The 16,104-nt window shown below is 56.8% G+C and carries 9 protein-coding genes and 1 pseudogene; 7 read left to right on the plus strand and 3 right to left on the minus strand.

Annotated elements, in window-relative coordinates; translation table 11 throughout:
• Positions 1 to 5: 5 nt before the first annotated feature.
• Positions 6 to 713 carry a Crp/Fnr family transcriptional regulator gene (locus tag DYY88_RS22415; protein WP_039726614.1) on the minus strand — a complete coding sequence of 236 codons (708 nt, stop codon included), beginning with the start codon at positions 711 to 713 and terminating at the stop codon, positions 6 to 8.
• Between the two features lie 550 nt (positions 714 to 1,263).
• Here DYY88_RS22415 and DYY88_RS22420 point away from each other — a divergent pair.
• Complete coding sequence (locus DYY88_RS22420) at positions 1,264 to 9,090, plus strand: hypothetical protein (RefSeq protein WP_039726613.1); 7,827 nt, start codon at positions 1,264 to 1,266, stop codon at positions 9,088 to 9,090.
• 78 nt (positions 9,091 to 9,168) lie between these two features.
• Positions 9,169 to 9,681, plus strand: a complete 513-nt coding sequence (locus DYY88_RS22425) for a methyltransferase family protein (protein ID WP_039726612.1) — start codon at positions 9,169 to 9,171, stop codon at positions 9,679 to 9,681.
• A 117-nt stretch (positions 9,682 to 9,798) separates the two neighbouring features.
• Here the strand turns inward: DYY88_RS22425 and DYY88_RS22430 are convergent, their stop codons facing one another.
• Positions 9,799 to 11,874 carry a prolyl oligopeptidase family serine peptidase gene (locus tag DYY88_RS22430; RefSeq protein WP_039726611.1) on the minus strand — a complete coding sequence of 692 codons (2,076 nt, stop codon included), beginning with the start codon at positions 11,872 to 11,874 and terminating at the stop codon, positions 9,799 to 9,801.
• 54 nt (positions 11,875 to 11,928) lie between these two features.
• On the opposite strand from DYY88_RS22430, the gene DYY88_RS22435 reads away from it, so the two are divergent.
• The 3 genes and pseudogenes from DYY88_RS22435 (at position 11,929) to DYY88_RS24775 (ending at position 12,711) form a co-directional block, all read left to right on the plus strand.
• On the plus strand, positions 11,929 to 12,372 hold the full coding sequence (locus DYY88_RS22435) for a nucleotidyltransferase family protein (protein ID WP_242517658.1): 444 nt from the start codon (positions 11,929 to 11,931) through the stop codon (positions 12,370 to 12,372).
• 19 nt (positions 12,373 to 12,391) lie between these two features.
• A pseudogene (locus DYY88_RS25120) lies at positions 12,392 to 12,538 on the plus strand (HepT-like ribonuclease domain-containing protein); the annotation flags it as partial.
• A 20-nt stretch (positions 12,539 to 12,558) separates the two neighbouring features.
• Positions 12,559 to 12,711, plus strand: a complete 153-nt coding sequence (locus tag DYY88_RS24775) for a ribonuclease HepT family protein (protein ID WP_236146345.1) — start codon at positions 12,559 to 12,561, stop codon at positions 12,709 to 12,711.
• On the opposite strand, the gene DYY88_RS22445 is transcribed toward DYY88_RS24775, so the two are convergent.
• Entirely contained in the window at positions 12,708 to 14,012 is a 1,305-nt protein-coding gene (locus DYY88_RS22445) for a hypothetical protein (protein ID WP_039726610.1), read from the minus strand. The genes DYY88_RS24775 and DYY88_RS22445 overlap by 4 nt on opposite strands.
• A gap of 326 nt (positions 14,013 to 14,338) precedes the next feature.
• On the opposite strand from DYY88_RS22445, the gene DYY88_RS22450 reads away from it, so the two are divergent.
• Both DYY88_RS22450 and DYY88_RS22455 read left to right on the plus strand, forming a co-directional pair.
• A complete protein-coding gene (locus DYY88_RS22450; RefSeq protein ID WP_039726609.1) occupies positions 14,339 to 14,830 on the plus strand; it encodes a DUF1269 domain-containing protein in 492 nt (163 codons plus the stop codon).
• 442 nt (positions 14,831 to 15,272) lie between these two features.
• Positions 15,273 to 16,028 (plus strand): DUF8623 domain-containing protein, encoded by a 756-nt coding sequence (locus DYY88_RS22455; protein WP_044151561.1) that lies wholly within the window; start codon positions 15,273 to 15,275, stop codon positions 16,026 to 16,028.
• Positions 16,029 to 16,104 lie beyond the last annotated feature (76 nt).

Genomic DNA, 16,104 nt, shown 5'->3' on the forward strand with positions numbered 1-16,104 from the left:
AACAGTTACACCAAGAGCTTTTCCAGGGCCACGATATCAGGGATACGCATGATATCGCGATCGCGTTTTAACAGGTCTTTCTTTTCTAGCTTATTCAATACCCGAGTGACGGTTTCTCGGGCCAGGCCACTGAGGCTACTGAGCTCACGATGGGGCAAGTTCGGGATTTCGGTCCCCTCAGCCGATACCACCCCCTGACCATCGGCCAAGAACAACAAAATGTCGATCACGCGCGAGGTGCTGTCTGATTCGCGCAAACGTAGCCGCCGATTGACCTGCCGCAACCGTCGCGCCATCAATTGCGAGAGTCGAATTCCTGCTTGCGGCTCCGTCTGAATCAGCTGCACAAAATCTTGGGCCGGGAGATTGCAAATGACGGTTGGCACCAGGGTCATCACATCTGTTGATCGGGGCACCTCATCCAGGGGAGCCATTTCCCCAAACAATTCCCCCTTACCCAAAATGTTGAGAGTGATTTCCTTACCGTCTAAGTTATAAGTGCGGATTTTGACCCAGCCATCCAAAATAAAGTAGACAGAACTGCCCCAATCATTTTCTAGCAACAGGACTTGATTAGCCGGATGACGACGTGTTACCGCCTGTGCCGTGGCCTGTTGCACAGCGGCTTCGGGCAAGCCAGCAAAAAATGGGGTAGTGCTGAGCGCTGAGCCCTCAGCATCATAGTCGCGGGATCCATAGCGGCTGCTATCCATGAACTTTGACTATCTACGATAAAGTGACACGACTTTCATCCAAACTCCTGGCTTGGTCGAGACAATGCGGATTCGAGTTTGACCTGTCGTGCAAGATGCTTTGATGCCAAGTTGGACTCAACTGCGAGCGGCGATCGCCCTCATCAATGCACTCCATAGACCAAAATTGATACTACTGACGCTCGGAAAAGTATTGTCCCACAGTCCTTCTAAAAGATCACTCCCACCATCAATGCGTCATCACCTCATAGGGCCATCGAGCCCGGGCGCCCCCATCACACAACTGCGATAGCCAAGACAGAATTCGGCAATTGCGAAGAATTCATTGCTGAGCCATAACAATTCCTCACAGATTTCGGCTGACTGTCCTACACTTTGGGCAAACCACCAGGGTTTTTGGAGGGAAAACTCACGTCATGAGTATGCTAGTGAGCAATTGCCGCAGATACTGGCCCCCATTTCAGGGCGCAGCGTCCGGCGAGCCTGTGACCAAGGCATACCCTCGATGAGCTTGAGGGCGATTGAGTCAGTCGGTTTTTAGGAGTTCGCGGTGGCTTCGCAACAAGGGCAACTACAAGCACTGATTACTGAAATTGAAGCGCTGCTGGGCCGGGCAGCGCCTAAGTTGCCGTGGATGGGATCGGGCGAAGTCAGTGAGCAGCGTCGCGTCATGGGGCAGGCGCTGAATTATCTGAAGGAATTGCAGTCGACGCCGGACGGTGCCGGTTGGGGGTTGGTGGCGAGTCAGGGGCAGGCGATCGCCCCCACTGCAACCTCCTCGGATCCCGGCGCGGGGTATGATGCTGCCGATAGTCAGCAAGTATTGCAGGCACTCTTGCAAGAGATGCAGTATTTGCGGGCGCAGATGGTGCAACCGCTAACCAGTGAAGTGATTGCCCTACAGCAGCAGCGCGAAACCCTCAAAAACGAAGTCCGGCAACTCGAACAGGAACGCTTACAACGAGCCGCCGCCGCGCAGCAGCCGAGCCCCGATTGGGTCAATGAAATCGTGACCCAGCTGCGATCGTCCCTCATCGCTGACTTAACCCCCAAGCTCCAGGCTTTGCCCAGCCATGGCTCAGACGATTTTCTGCTCTCCGGTATCCCGCCAGAACAAAATTTGCTGGCCGGGGCCGAGCCGCTACCACAGCTGAGCCCCCAGCAGCGCCTTGAGCAGTTGCGCCAAATTCAATCACAAACCGATGGCATGTTGCTCAAGCTTGATGCCAATTTGCGGGCCGTGTTTGAGTCCCTCGACCAAAGCATCCAAAGCTATTGCGACACACTGAACCAGGGCCTGGATGCCATGCATGGGCTAGGTCAACAGGGAGAATTTATTTTTCGCACATTTATCAACCATCTTGCTGAACAGCTGCAAGAAGAAGGCAGTGCCCTGGCCGAGCAGCTTGCCAGTCAGCAAGAACTGGCGCGGCTCCGGGGAGACATCGATGACTCGATGGATGTCATGGAGGACTCTGAAACCGACGCCCCGAATGACTTGATGGACGCGGTCGTTGATTTGGACGACGTTGAGTTAGACGATCTCAGCGAATTTGATGGGGATGATGACTTGGCGCTGGATGAAGAAGTCACGTTGTTTCAGCTCGATGAAGAGTTTGAAGACTGGTCAGACGAAGAGGAAGACGAGGCGTGGTCGGAGCTAGAGGGCGATCGCGATGAGGAAAAAACCATTCTCCAAACTGAGCCGATTGCTTGGGAGGCGGTAATGGGCCAGCCCACCAGTGGCACGACATCAGAAGAGATTGCCGACGATGAGCCCACCGTCGCTTATACCGAAGAAATTGACGCGCTGTATGACAACCTATTTGGGATGACAGCAGCGCCCGAGGCTGCTGCGGCAACAGGGAGTGATGACGTAGAAGCGACGGTGGATGAGCAATTGCGGCAGGCTGATACATCCGCGTTTGACGTCAGCCCCCCAGAGGCAGTCATGGAACCCGCGATCGCGGATCCATCTCCCTTGCCCGAGACGAACGACACATCATTAGATCTCGATTTCTTATTAGAGGCATCCGAGCCCAGCGACGATATTGCAATCTCGGAAAGCACCCCAGACGAACCGGAACCGCCCCTGGAAGCGTTACTCGGCCCAGAGCTAGCTGCCGAGCTATCGCCAGAGGCCAGGGCTGGCGTCACACCCAGCGACACCATCACTTCTCTTACGGAACTGTTGCCGGACTCAGAGCAACAGCGCCAACCGGATCCCTTTGCCACCTTTGATGAAACCGCCGATACGTTCATCCCCGCTTCCCCCGACGAAAACCTCTTGGACACGGAACGGGAAGTTGCGCGACCGCAGGTAGACCTCGACTTAGACGACGACACCTTTGGCATGTTGTCGAGCGACTTATCGCGACTAGAAGGCAGCACACCGGATGAAAAGCTGGCCGCCCCCCGCCTTAGCGATGCTTTGGAGCTGGATGATTTTGCTCAAGATGTGGTCGAGCCAGAGCGTCCAGCCTCAGGGCTAGACGAGCTCGACGCGGCACCGCCCGCCGAGCCCACGCTCGATGAGGTCGAGGCATCATCCTTGGACTTCACCGCCTTAGAGATGGATGAGGAGACCGATGAGGATGCCGATCAGCTAGAAGCAGATGAGGAAGCATTATTCGCTGAGTTATTTGACGATGGGGCCGCATCCCCATCTTCAGAGGATATGGAAGCTGATGCTACGCCCACAGCGGCCAGTCGGCCAAGCATTGACGAGGTCGGAGAGCCGACAGCGATCGCTGAGGCGCTCACATCCCCAACAGAGGACGACTTGCCGATCGAGATCCCCCAGGAGCCGACGGATGATGCAGACCTTGAGGCCGATGCTGAGCTGGAATTGACGCAATTATTTGACGAGTCGGACATGAGCGCCGAGTCAGACGCGCTTGAATGGCGTGATGAAGACTTGCCCGCGATCGCGGACAGCCTCTCCATCGCCGAAAGTCTGAGCGACACCCCCACGGCCCCACCCTCCGACCGTGTTAGTGATGCCGAAATCGCGGCAGCGGACGACGACGCAGCGACTGACGACAGCCCGATGACATTTGAGTTAGACGCCACCAGCGACGCACTCGCAGAGGACGAGGGATCAGAAGCCGATGACAGCGAAGACGATATTCTGCCGCGCCTCGATTTAGACGAATTGGAGCTGTTTGACGAACCGACCCTGGGGACGGGGAGACCCCGCGATCGCCCAGAGGCGTCCCAGCCGTCAGATGACTTCCTGGACTTATCCGACACACCAGCCACAGATGCCGATACCACCGATACGGAGGCTTCACTAGAGGATTTTTTTAGCAGTCCTAGCCCTAGCAGCGCCGCCCCATCAGCGGTGACCGAGCCGCCAGCTGACGCTGAGTCCCTGTCTCTCGACAGTTTCTTTGATGAGGCAGATGAGGAACTCAGCGATGAGGACTTCGAGGAGAGCGGTGACGACACCTCTGACCCAGCGGATTTTCCCGCCGCTCCAGAATCAGTCGCGGCCACCCTGTCCACATTATTTGGCGCGGCCACCGACCGTCCCCCATCGGACTCCGAGTTGGAAGATGAAACGAGCGATCGCGATACCGATCTCACCCTCGACGATGCGTTTGGTGACCCCGAAATACCCCAAGAGCAAGACTCCAGCTTCACCCTCGACGATGCCTTCGGCGAAGCCGAATCAGACGTAGACGATGAAGACACTAGTTTTACCCTCGACGACGCTTTTGGGGTCGAGGAATCGTCTGCAACTACGGCCTTTTTAGACTCGCCCAGTGATGATGAATCTGGCTTTACCCTCGACGATGCTTTCGGCGGGGCCGAAGCCGAAGCAAGCGATGACGATAACGACACTAGTTTCACCCTCGACGACGCTTTTGGGGTCGAGGAATCGTCTGCGACTACAGCCTTTTTAGACTCGCCCAGTGATGATGAATCTGGCTTCACCCTCGACGATGCTTTCGGCGAGGCAGATGACGCTGGCGATCGCGACGCCAACTTCACCTTAGAGGATGCCTTTGGCGACGCCGAAGACCTGAACAGCACCTCTGGCTTCACTTTAGAGAATGCTTTTGGTGATGACAGTGAAGTGGCTGAAGACGCGCCAAACTTGACCCTGGATGACGTATTTGGAGAGGTTGGCGACTTGAGTGCGCCCGCTGCCGATAACGCCACTGACTTCACGCTCGACGATGCTTTTGGTGATCCCGAAGAACCCGATACAGCGCCGGACAGTGACCGCGACTTTACGCTCGACAATGCTTTTGATGAGCCGGAGCCGTCAGCCTCGCCTGAGGCAACTGCCCCCAACACGACTTTGGAAGATTTTGCTGCGGCTGTTTCCAGTGGACCCGAAGATTCGGTGCCCCCCGTCACGGAGTCTTCTTTGACGATGGATGACATTGGCTTTGACTTGGGGGCCGCGATCGCAGATGAAGCTAACGAGCCCGCGTTAACCCTCGATGCTGACCTGTTTGGGGAGACCGCCGAAACGACCACCGCCTCAACCGAGGAGGCGATCGCCCCTGATCAGCTGGTTGATGCGTTAGAGCTGGGGGATGTCCCCGACGAGATCGCTCCCATCGCCGATGACGTTTCTTTAGAAACCTGGGGTGACACGCTGGACGACGCCCCTAGCAGCGCTTCTCCAGAGGACGATCGCTTGGATTTTGGCAATCTGGGCGCAGATTTGGGCGATGCACCCGAGACCGAGCTCCCTAGCACCAGTCCAGAGGCGACAGACACCACAAGTGTCGAAGATTTATTCGGTGACGCGCCTGACTTGGTGTCGCCGACCGTTGATGAAACGAGTGCTCCACCAGAAGATGACAGTTTGGATTTTGGCAATCTGGGCGCAGATTTGGGCGATGCACCCGAGGCCGAGCTCCCTACCACCAGTCCGGAAACGGTAGACACTTCATCCGTCGAAGATTTATTCGGCGACGCACCTGATTTGGTGTTGCCGACAATTGACGAACCTCGCGATCGCCAGTCCGATGCAGCCTTCGATAACGCTGACTTACTGGGAGCCGACGACTCTCCAGCAGATGCGGAATTGCCCATGATGGCAGAGGATCTCTTTGCCGAGGGTACCGATGACCTGGCGGCCCCGCCTGAATCCACCGCGCCTAGCGAGAGTCCGACCTCTGCCACATCAGCATCAGGGGAATCGGGCTTAGGCATTACCGCCACCGCAGATGACGGCTTGCAAATCGTCTCTGACGCCCCCAGTGAAGCGCTGATGCAGTCATTAGCGACGTTGCCAGACTCGGCGGTCGCCGCTGACCTCCCCGTCGCGCCATCTGCGGACTCTATCGACGCCTCCTTACCACAGCCCGAAAGCACGGTGAGTGGCTCGATCGCCGATGGCTATCAGCTCAGCTTTGCCACCGCGCCATCTGACGCAGCGATTAATCGCGCGTTGATCGGGGCGCCAGAAATCACCGCTGTGGGGTTTGCGCCTGATGCCGACGCTCCATCAAGCAGTCAGCAACAACGCGACTATGGGCGGCGGCTGACCTCATGGCAGGGCATGGTAGCCGCGACTTCGTTGCCTTTTTCCACCGGGGTGGATTTGTCTAATCTGGCAATTCCCGACCCAGGCACCCCCGTCTCTCCCGCCTCCACCCAGCGACCCGCAACCGACCTGACCTCCCCAGCCATGCTCCCGGAGTCGGAGTTGACGCTGACCGGGTCAGCCGAGACCGGGTTTGCGATCGCCCAACCCGATCCTCCCTCCCTCGTTGAAACGCTATGGCCTGAGCTCGCCGCAGACGAGGCCCCTGAAACCGACGCGGAGCCTGAGACAACAGCGACAACCAGCTCAGATGCTGAGTTAGCGGTGGCACCGGAATCAGCTAATGCGCCCCTCACCGATGACGAACTGGCGACCCTGTTTCCCCCTGAGGCGAACGTAGTCGATGTGGGCAGCACCGACGAGCCAGACAACCGCGAATTGTCGGAGTCAGTGGACGCTGATGAGACCGGATCCGCCACCGCTGAGCTAGCCGAGCCCGAGTCTCCCAGTGACGATACACCGCCAGACGACACAGACTTAGCTGCCGCATCCCGCACGGACGAGCCCGCCGCGCCCGCCACCGATCGCACCTCTACAGAAACCGAAGAGGTCCCGCCGCCTGAGGCAATGAGTCCAGATGCGCAGGAACTCAGCCAGACTCTAGAGGCGTTAGATCTCTCGATGGAAGAAATTCCGGCGGAGGAGATTGCCGCTGATGAGGCGTTTCAGTTTGCCTTTGACGATGAGGGGGCGGCGGTCGATCGCCCCGAAGTTGACGACGAGTTTTTGTCAGCGGAGGCGATCGCCGATCTGGATGCCCTCACGACCGACCAAGAAATTCTCCCCACGGCGCGGGAAACGACCCCTGCCGAGTCTCCAGAGTCCACGCCGGAAGCGCCAGCAGCGCCGGAAACCACTGATTTCACCGCCGACACCGACAACACCGTATTTGCCTCTTCGGGCAGGTTGGCTACCTTGGGCGACGAACCTGAGACGCCCCTGCCAGACGACGAAGAACCCGCCGCCCCTGCTGAAGAGTGGTTTCTCGGCATTGACCTGGGCACCAGTGGCCTGTCCGCCGTGCTGATGGAGCATCACAGCGGCTCGGCCCATCCCCTCTGTTGGCTACCGATCGACGCTCCCACTGAGACCGCTGCCACCTTCCGCATTCCCACGGTGGCGACAGTGCCCACCGCGACCCTCGCTGGCGAGGCCCCCTTTGAGCTGCTCACGGTGGGGCCAGCCACCACGTCACAACCCGCTGCCAACCCAGACCAACGGCTGTTGCATACCTTGCGACCGCTCTTGCGCGTCGGCATACCGCACCACGACAGCAGCGGCATGGCGATTCCTGGGGTGCAATGGTCCGACACTGAGACCCTGCCCCTGCAACAGGTGCTCTCGACCGTCACGGCCCTATTACAGTTAGTCAGCCACCCCGAGAGTGCCGGACTGCACTGCTCGGCGATCGGGCTCGAAGCCGATACCCTCACAGACGTGTTGGCCAACTTGCAAGGCGTGGTCATGGGCCTGCCGACTCATTGGTCAGACACCTATTGCTTCAACGTGCGAGAAGCCATCCTAACGACGGGCTTAGTCGAGACTGCCGATCAGGTCTTCTTTGTGGAAGAGGCGATCGCGGCCCTGCTCTCCGGGTTACCCGACCCCAGCGAACCCGCTCCCCCCAGCAATCGGCCTGCTCAAGCGCTGTATCAGTGTCATTGGCAAGGGGGCACCGTCGTGATTGGCAGTGGTGCCGCTTGCACCGAGGTGGGCATCGTCGATTTGCCCCAACCCCTCGATACCGTCAGCCGCGAAGACTGGAAGCTCCGCAATTTGGCCTACGGTGGCGATGCCTTAGATTTAGACATCATCTGCCAGTTGCTGATCCCGTCGGAGCGTCGCCAACCGTTAACCCCCAACAGTCGGCGATCGCCCAATCGCGGTTGGGGTTGGCAAGCCGCCTTGCCCGAAGTCGCCAATGCCCACTGGGCCGATTTAGAGCTCGATGGCATCGACTTGCCCCGCCTGGCCGAGCCCGATGCGGGCCTCCGGCAGCAATTACGCCAGCACCTCGAATCTTCCCCTTTGGGACAGAGCCTGCTCGAAGCCGCCCGCTATTTGAAATTGATTTTGCAGCATCAAAATCACTACCAACTAGAACTGGCCGATCAGTCTTGGCGCGTGCTGCGCCGCGACCTCGAAAGTCGGGTGCTCGTGCCCTATATTCAACGCATTAACCAACAGGTGAACGCGCTGCTGAGCCAAACGGGACTCGCCTCCCAGGGCATCAACCAGGTAATCTGCACCGGGGGGAATGCCTCCTTCAGCACCATTGCCAAGTGGCTCCGGCAAAAGTTCCCCAATGCCACCATCATTCAAGACACCTATCCCAGCAATCGGCCCCAAACCTGTAGCCGCGTCGCCTACGGGTTAGTCAATCTGTGCCGCTATCCGCAGGTTTTGGATATGCCCCGGCACCAATACAGCGACTACTTTTTGCTGCACGAAATGATGCGGGTCATTCCCGATGCGCCGCTGCCGCTGGATGGCATTTTGCACCTGCTCGAAGAACAGGGCATTAACGTTGCGGCCTGTCAGTCGCGCATTGTCGCCATTCTCGAAGGGCACTTGCCCCCCGGCTTGCTGCCCGATATGGCGACACGGGAATTGCTGAGCCGCGACACCCGCACCAGCCGCACCTATCAAGACCTCGCAGCGGGGAGCCTCTTTACCCAGCAAACCCGCAATATCTATATGGTGAATGCCGCCCAGCGCGATCGCTTGCAACCCCATCTCGCCCTGCTGATGCAAGACAAGCAGCAATCATGGACCGAACCCTTGATTGCTCAATTGGTCGCCGTTTGACCCCTCGCCTACCCAGGCGCATGTGAGAAAATTTAGATTCTCGCATTCCATGGGCCAGACCGATTGGAGGACACAAGCATGGGCAAACTGTCGGATTGGGGGTTTTCCAAAGAGAGTTGGAAAGGCACCCGTGGCGAATATTGGGTACTCGCGCAGGGGCTCATTCTGGTGGGCTTTGCGCTGTTGCCCCAATGGCACCCCGCCGCCTGGGACAACTGGCCAGTCGTCGTTACGTATGGCCGGGAAGCGATCGCCGTCGGCTGTGCCCTCTTTGCCGCCATTTTGCTGGGCAAAGGACTGCTCGACCTGGGCGAAAACCTGACCCCGTTGCCCTATCCCCGTGAAGACAGCAGTCTGGTGCAAACGGGCATTTACGGCTGGGTGCGACACTGCCTCTATAGCGGTCTGATTTTTGCCACCGCCGCCTACAGCCTGTGGACCCTCAGCCTGCCCCATGCTGCCGCCACCGTCTTGCTCTTCGTCGTTCTGGATCTCAAAGCCCGCAAGGAAGAAGCGTGGCTGCGCGATCGCTTTCCCGAATATGCCGATTACCAGCAGCGGGTCAGCAAATTCATCCCCTGGCTGTATTAATGCGATCGCCGACATAGGGCCGACACAGGGGACGGGCCCCTTGATCTAATCCTTACTGTATTGGTGGAGCCGACAGGGACCCGTCCCCTCCTGCCAAGGAAAGCCCCGCCACTCATCTTAAAAAGTCGGCTCCACCCCCAGTTCGTGGAACATGAACGCATAGGTATCCGCTGTTTCTTCGATGCCCTTGGTCAAACTGCTTGCCCCGTGGCCGGATTTCACCCCAATGCGGATCAGCGTCGGATGCGGGCCGCTGTGGCGCGCCTGCAAGGTGGCAGCGTACTTGAAAGAGTGGGCAGGGACGACGCGATCGTCATGGTCCGCCGTCACAATCAACGTCGCCGGATAGGGCACGTCGTCGCGAATATTGTGCAGCGGCGAGTAGTCGTAGAGGTAGGCAAAATCCGCCTCGTTGTCGCTGTTGCCATATTCAGCGCTCCAGTTCCAGCCAATGGTGAATTTGTGGAACCGCAGCATGTCCATCACCCCGACGCCGGGCAGCGCCACCCGAAACAGGTCGGGCCGCAGGTTCATTACCGCGCCCATCAGCAAGCCCCCGTTCGATCGCCCCTCGATCGCCAGCTTGTCAGCATTCGTATACCCCTCGTGAATCAGGTATTCCGCCGCCGCGATGAAGTCCTGAAAGGCGGTGGGTCGCTTTTCCCGAATGGCCGCCTCGTGCCAGGCGCGACCGTATTCGCCGCCACCGCGAATGTTGGCGATCGCCACCAGCATCCCCTGTTCCAACAACGCGATGTGAGCGGCGCGAAACGACGGCACCAGAGAAATATTGAAGCCGCCATAGGCGTACAGGTAGGTCGGGGTTTCGCCGTTAAAGTCCAGCCCCTTCTTGTGAATCAAAAACATGGGAATCTGGGTACCATCCGCACTGGGATAAAACACCTGACGAGTCTCGTACTGGCTGGCGTCGAAGGCGATTTCCGGCGCTCGAAACACGGTGGATTTCCCTGTCGCAATGTCGTAGCGATAAATCGTCGGCGGGGTCGTGTGGGAGGTGAAGACGTAAAACGTAAACTCGTCTTCCGGCTCGCCATCAAAACCGCCCACGGTGCCGAGGCCCGGCAGCGCAATCTCGCGTTCCAGCGTGCCGTCGGGAGCATAGACGTAAACGCGCGAGGTGACATCCCTCAGGTACGTGGCAAAGAGCTTGCCGCCGACTAAACTGACGCTGCGTAGCGGTTCCGGTTGCTCAGGAATGATGGTTTGCCAGTGCTCGGGAACCGGATTTTTGGGATCCACCAGGACGAGTTTGCGGTTGGGGGCATCTTGGTTGGTGGTCATCAAGAGGCGATCGCCCAGATTATCCACAATGTTGTGACTCTCGTCGGTAATCGTCTCGATCAGCGGCGAGAACTCCGTTTCCCCAGCGACTAAATCCTTAATGTACAGCGCGTTACCCAGTTTGGCTTGACCGCGATCGCTGATCGACAAAATCAAAAACCGCTCATCCTCCGTCGCCCCGACAAAATGAAAGCGCAGGGGATTTTCCGGGTCCTCGTAAATCAGCTCATCCGCCGCCTGGTCAGTGCCCAAGCGGTGATAGTAAACCTTGTGAAACTCGTTGCGCGACGATAATTCCGAGCCATCCGTCGGGGCATCGTAGCGACCATAAAAGAAGCCATCGCCACACCAAGCCGGATACGAGACCTTCACCCAATCCAGGATTTCCGGCAGCGACTCCCCGGTATCGACATTCAAGATGCGGTACTTCTGCCAATCCGAACTCCCTTCCGACAGACCATACACCGCGTACTTACCATCCTTCGAGGGATTGAAGGCACTCAAGGTAGTGGTCTGGTCTTCCGAAAAGGTGTTGGGATCCAGCAACAACCGGGGCTCTCCCCCCAGCCCATCTTGCACGTAGACCACGCTCTGCTCTTGCAAGCCGTCGTTTTTAAAGAAAAAGAAGCGATCGCCCCGCTTCTCCGGAGCCGAATAGCGCGGATAGTCCATGATTTTGAGCAACCGCTCTTTAATCGCCCCGCGATAGGGAATCTGCTCTAAATAGCCAAAGGTCACTTCGTTTTGCGCTGCTACCCAGGCCGCCGTTTCGTCAGAGCGATCGTCCTCCAGCCAGCGATAGGGGTCAGGCACCGCCGTGCCAAAGTAGGTATCGACTTGGTCGACAGTGGTAGTTTGAGGATAATTCAGCTTCGCGACAGCATCAGACATGGGGCGTGGCTCCGTTGGGGCGATCGCTCTTCATTGTGCCGAAGTATTTGGCCCGTGAGCAGCGTTAGCAAAATTATCCTCGGGTTGTATCCCATCCAGACACCAACAGCTAAATCAGGACTGCAAAACAGTTGCGATAAGATTTTAGTGGCGGCATTGCTGATTATCCTGACGTGTGGCTGTATGATTGACCACCGCTTGCCCATTCCAATTTCACGACCCAAGATTGCAAGATTCTGTCAACACAATGCCATTCGCAAGTTGTCCTTGTTTGGCTCTGTGCTGCGCGACGACTTTTCCCCGCAGAGCGATGTCGATGTCTTGGTCGAGTTCGAGCCTGGGCAAACTCCAGGTCTAGCCATTGTGCGGATGGCCCAAGAACTCTCTGACCTGTTTGACCAGCGCCCTGTAGATCTCCGCACACCCAATGAGTTGAGTCACTATTTTCGCGATCGCGTGCTAACAGAGGCTGTGCCCTTGTACGAACATGCTCGATGATGTGACTCGCTTAAAACATATGCGAGACGCCGCGCAAGAAGCGATCGCTTTCCTCGATGGCCATGACTGCCAAGACCTGGAAGCAAACCGCCTCGTACTACTAGCCGTGGTCAAAGATATCGAAATTATCGGAGAAGCTGCCAATCAGCTGTCGAGTAATTGTCGTGCTCAGGCTGCTCACCTCCCGTGGCAAGAGATTATCGGTATGCGCAATCGTCTAGTCCACCCTATTTTGAGATTGATGTCGAGATTGTGTGGGCCGTCGTCACCCAAGATCTGCCATCGCTGCTGCCCGATATAGAGCGACTCATTACTGCCAAGACACTCGATACCCCCTAAGTGTTCATGCGCTCGTAAATCGCGGAAGTGGCGGGTGAGTAACGAGTCAGGAAGTTGAAGATCCAAAACTTAATGCAGGCATCGATAATCACGGGCACGGTGGCGATGAACCCGTTGATGAAAAACTGATTTTCTGGCACGCCAAAGTGTTGGAACGTGGCGACCAAAATCACTTCCCAGCCTTCCGCCGAGTGGAAGCCGACAAAAATATCGGTAACCAAAATGAACAGAAATACCTTGACCGGATCGCGCAGGCTCAGAAACGTGCGATTGGCGACCGTGCGGATCAACGCCACCTGGCGTCTGCCAATGAGTAACAGAACCACTACCGATAAAAAGGCCATCAAGTCCGCTAGCAGGTTCTTTAAACCGTTCAGTTCCTCTTCTCGGGCTTCGCGCCACAGATCAAACGCCGCCTCTTGCAAATATTCGGTGCGCTGTTCCTCGTCCATGTTGTCGTGGTAGCCGAGCAGGGTCGCGACCTCTAGCTTTTCTTTGGCAAACAGATAGTCGCGGGCAAACTCATCGCGAATTTCTTCGTTGAGCTGGATTTCGGTGGGGTTGCGATCGCTATACGTTCCCAACAGCGGCTCAAAAATCAGATTTTTCGTCAAAATCTGCACCGATAGTGGCACGATGAGCAGCACCGCCAACCAGCGCACCGCGACCTGAGCTTGTTTGCGCTGGAGCCGTAAGGTGTCAATAATCTGCTGTTCGTATTCCGCCGTCGATTCTTTGCTGGAGGAGCGCAACCGAGGCAGCAGTTGCTCGCGCTGGCGCTCACTGTCCATTTCTAATGCCGGTATGTCGAGGGTGCGATCGCGGGCCGGGCGCGTCTCCACCTTCTCTTGGGGCGGCATGAGCGCCTCATCCCCCGTGAAGAACGCCGCTAAATTACCTTCCCCTCGATATTTCGCAATCACCGACTCAATAAATTCCAGCTTGGTGAGAATGGGTTGACGCTCGGACGACTCAGTCACCTGAGCTGGCGGTGTTACCGGGTCTGGATCAGGGGCATCTGGCGGTTCTGAAGGGGCGTCTTGAGCGTCGAACCAAAAGCTGTTGGCCTTGAACTGAGTGAGACTGACCCGAATTTTGAGCAGTTGGCGATCGCGCAGACTACAGGCATAATCAACGACCGTCTTACTTTTGTCAGCACTCGGCCCGATTTTTTGTCCGGCAAACAGCTCATCTTCCAGTTTTCGGATCGTCAGGGCGCCCTCGTAGGCAGTGTTGAGCGCTTTTTCCCGTCGTTGAGAAAACCACTTCAAAACTTGAGCTGACGCCTCTCGAAATTCCATAGTCTGCCTGCTCTGCGCTCAGTCGCGCAACCGATACGAAATGGTCTCCTCAAAATATAGGCACTGACCGCTCATCCAGATCACAAACGCAACATCATTATTGCGATTTTCGTTTAGTGACCATCGTGACGCTGCTGCCATGAGAGGTGCAGCGGCCAGTGATCGCTAAAACTGAGGCCAAAATGGCGATCGCCGCTTAATTTTTTATGCAGTTCTTAAAGTCCACAGGCAAAGATACGGTTTACTGTTATGGGTCCAGCCCAGCCGAGTACAACGGCTAACCATAACCAACCTTTGTAGTCAATTACGAAAGGATATCGAGCACTATGGCTGATTTAACAGTTTGGAAATTTGCCAGTCCAACCGGGGCTGAGAGCGTTTTGACTACGCTCGCTGATTTACAAAAGCAGCATTTGATCACCATCAAGGACGCAGCGATCGTGACTTGGGTCGAAGGCAAGAAAAAGCCCAAGACCAAGCAAGCCTTACCGCTCACCAGCTTAGGCGCGTTGGATGGCGCGTTTTGGGGCATGTTGTTTGGGTTAATTTTCTTTGTGCCCTTATTTGGTGCTGCCGTGGGTGCCATCACTGGCGCATTGTCCGGTCATTTTCGGGACTATGGCATCAACGATGACTTCATCAAAGAGGTGCGCGACAAAGTCACCGAAGGCACATCGGCCCTGTTTTTGCTGACTGAAAGTGTCACCCTCGACAAAGTTGAAGATGCCGTCAAATCTTTTGGTCCTGAACTCATTCAATCCAATTTGACAAAAGAGCAGGAAAGCAGGCTCAAAGAGCATTTCAGCGTCGCTGAATAATGCTTCAGAGAGGCGTCTAGATCCCCGCTCATCGCCACTCAAACCTTGGCTGTCGCAATAGCGGCAGCCAGGTTCCCTCCACACTCCATTCGCTAGCTGCTACGGGAAAATCGTCCGCCTGAGCTTCTGTAGAGGTTCGTGAGACTGCCAACTCGAACAGCTAGGAACTGCGATCTGAGACCGGGTCGCGACTGGCTGAACTATATAGTTGCGTCTGGCTGTAGCGGCGATCTGCAACAGTCCGAGGTATTGCTTTAACCCTCGATGCCAACGTTGACAACACCTGGCCCCACCAAGCATGGCGCTTTTCAGAGTCATGAATTGGCTGCGGGGTCAGGGCAACAGCGTTAATCGTCTGGACTCGCAATTTCCACGCTATGTTAGGTAGCAGAAGTAAATCCGTAGCCGAGAGTTGTCGATGGTGAGCTGTTGCAAAACTTTGATGGTTGTCGCTGGCGCGAGCGTCATGATGGGCGGAGTGATCGGTGTCCCGGCCCAAGCCGCCTCCCCAGAAACAGCCCCCGCCGAGTTAGTGGATGCCATTACCGCGATCGAAACTGCCGCTAACGATCAAGATTTGGCGCAGTTAATGACCCTTTACAGCCCTGACTTTATCGGTCCAGACGGCTTTACCCGTGACCAATACGAGACGACGCTCGGCAGCTTTTGGGAACAACACACTGACCTGACCTATGATGTCGAACTCTTGGCTTGGGAGCGTGAGGGCACAGCATTCGTCGCCGAAACGCTGACCACCGTCGAGGGTACGCGCATGATCGCGGGCCGGGCCATGACTTTGACTGCTACAGTGCGATCGCAGCAGCGCTACGAAAATGGTCAACTCGCATCCCAAGCAATTTTGTCAGAGGAAAACCAGTTGATTTCAGGTGTGATGCCCCCAGAAATCATGGTTCAACTGCCTCAGACCGTCACTCCCGGCAGCCAATTTGCTTATGACGCGATCGTCAGCACACCGCTGGGCGATCGCCTCTTGTTGGGCCTCGCTTTTGATGAAGGCGTCACGGCCACCGATTTTTTGGCCCCGCGCCCCGTCAACCTCGAATCCTTGGCCGCTGGCGGCTTGTTCAAAATTGGTACAGCTCCTGAAAAGCCTGATCAACGTTGGATTTCAGCCGTAATTGTCAGAGAAGACGGCATCGTCATCGATACTCGACGACTAAACGTTGAGGCAGAATAACACCCATCCTCTGAAATCAGACTGCAGATTTTCCCTATGCCCTCGGGGCAGGCTCGCCAATGACTTCGCTCAGGAG

The organism is Leptolyngbya iicbica LK (genome assembly GCF_004212215.1).
GTDB classification, from domain to species: domain Bacteria; phylum Cyanobacteriota; class Cyanobacteriia; order Phormidesmidales; family Phormidesmidaceae; genus Halomicronema; species Halomicronema iicbica.

Excerpts from the sequence above, each read along its gene's own strand:
- DYY88_RS22415 (WP_039726614.1), bottom strand. The coding sequence starts at position 713 with ATGGATAGCAGCCGCTATGGATCCCGCGACTATGATGCTGAGGGCTCA.
- DYY88_RS22425 (WP_039726612.1), top strand. The coding sequence starts at position 9,169 with ATGGGCAAACTGTCGGATTGGGGGTTTTCCAAAGAGAGTTGGAAAGGC.
- DYY88_RS22430 (WP_039726611.1), bottom strand. The coding sequence starts at position 11,874 with ATGTCTGATGCTGTCGCGAAGCTGAATTATCCTCAAACTACCACTGTC.
- DYY88_RS22445 (WP_039726610.1), bottom strand. The coding sequence starts at position 14,012 with ATGGAATTTCGAGAGGCGTCAGCTCAAGTTTTGAAGTGGTTTTCTCAA.
- DYY88_RS22450 (WP_039726609.1), top strand. The coding sequence starts at position 14,339 with ATGGCTGATTTAACAGTTTGGAAATTTGCCAGTCCAACCGGGGCTGAG.
- DYY88_RS22455 (WP_044151561.1), top strand. The coding sequence starts at position 15,273 with ATGGTTGTCGCTGGCGCGAGCGTCATGATGGGCGGAGTGATCGGTGTC.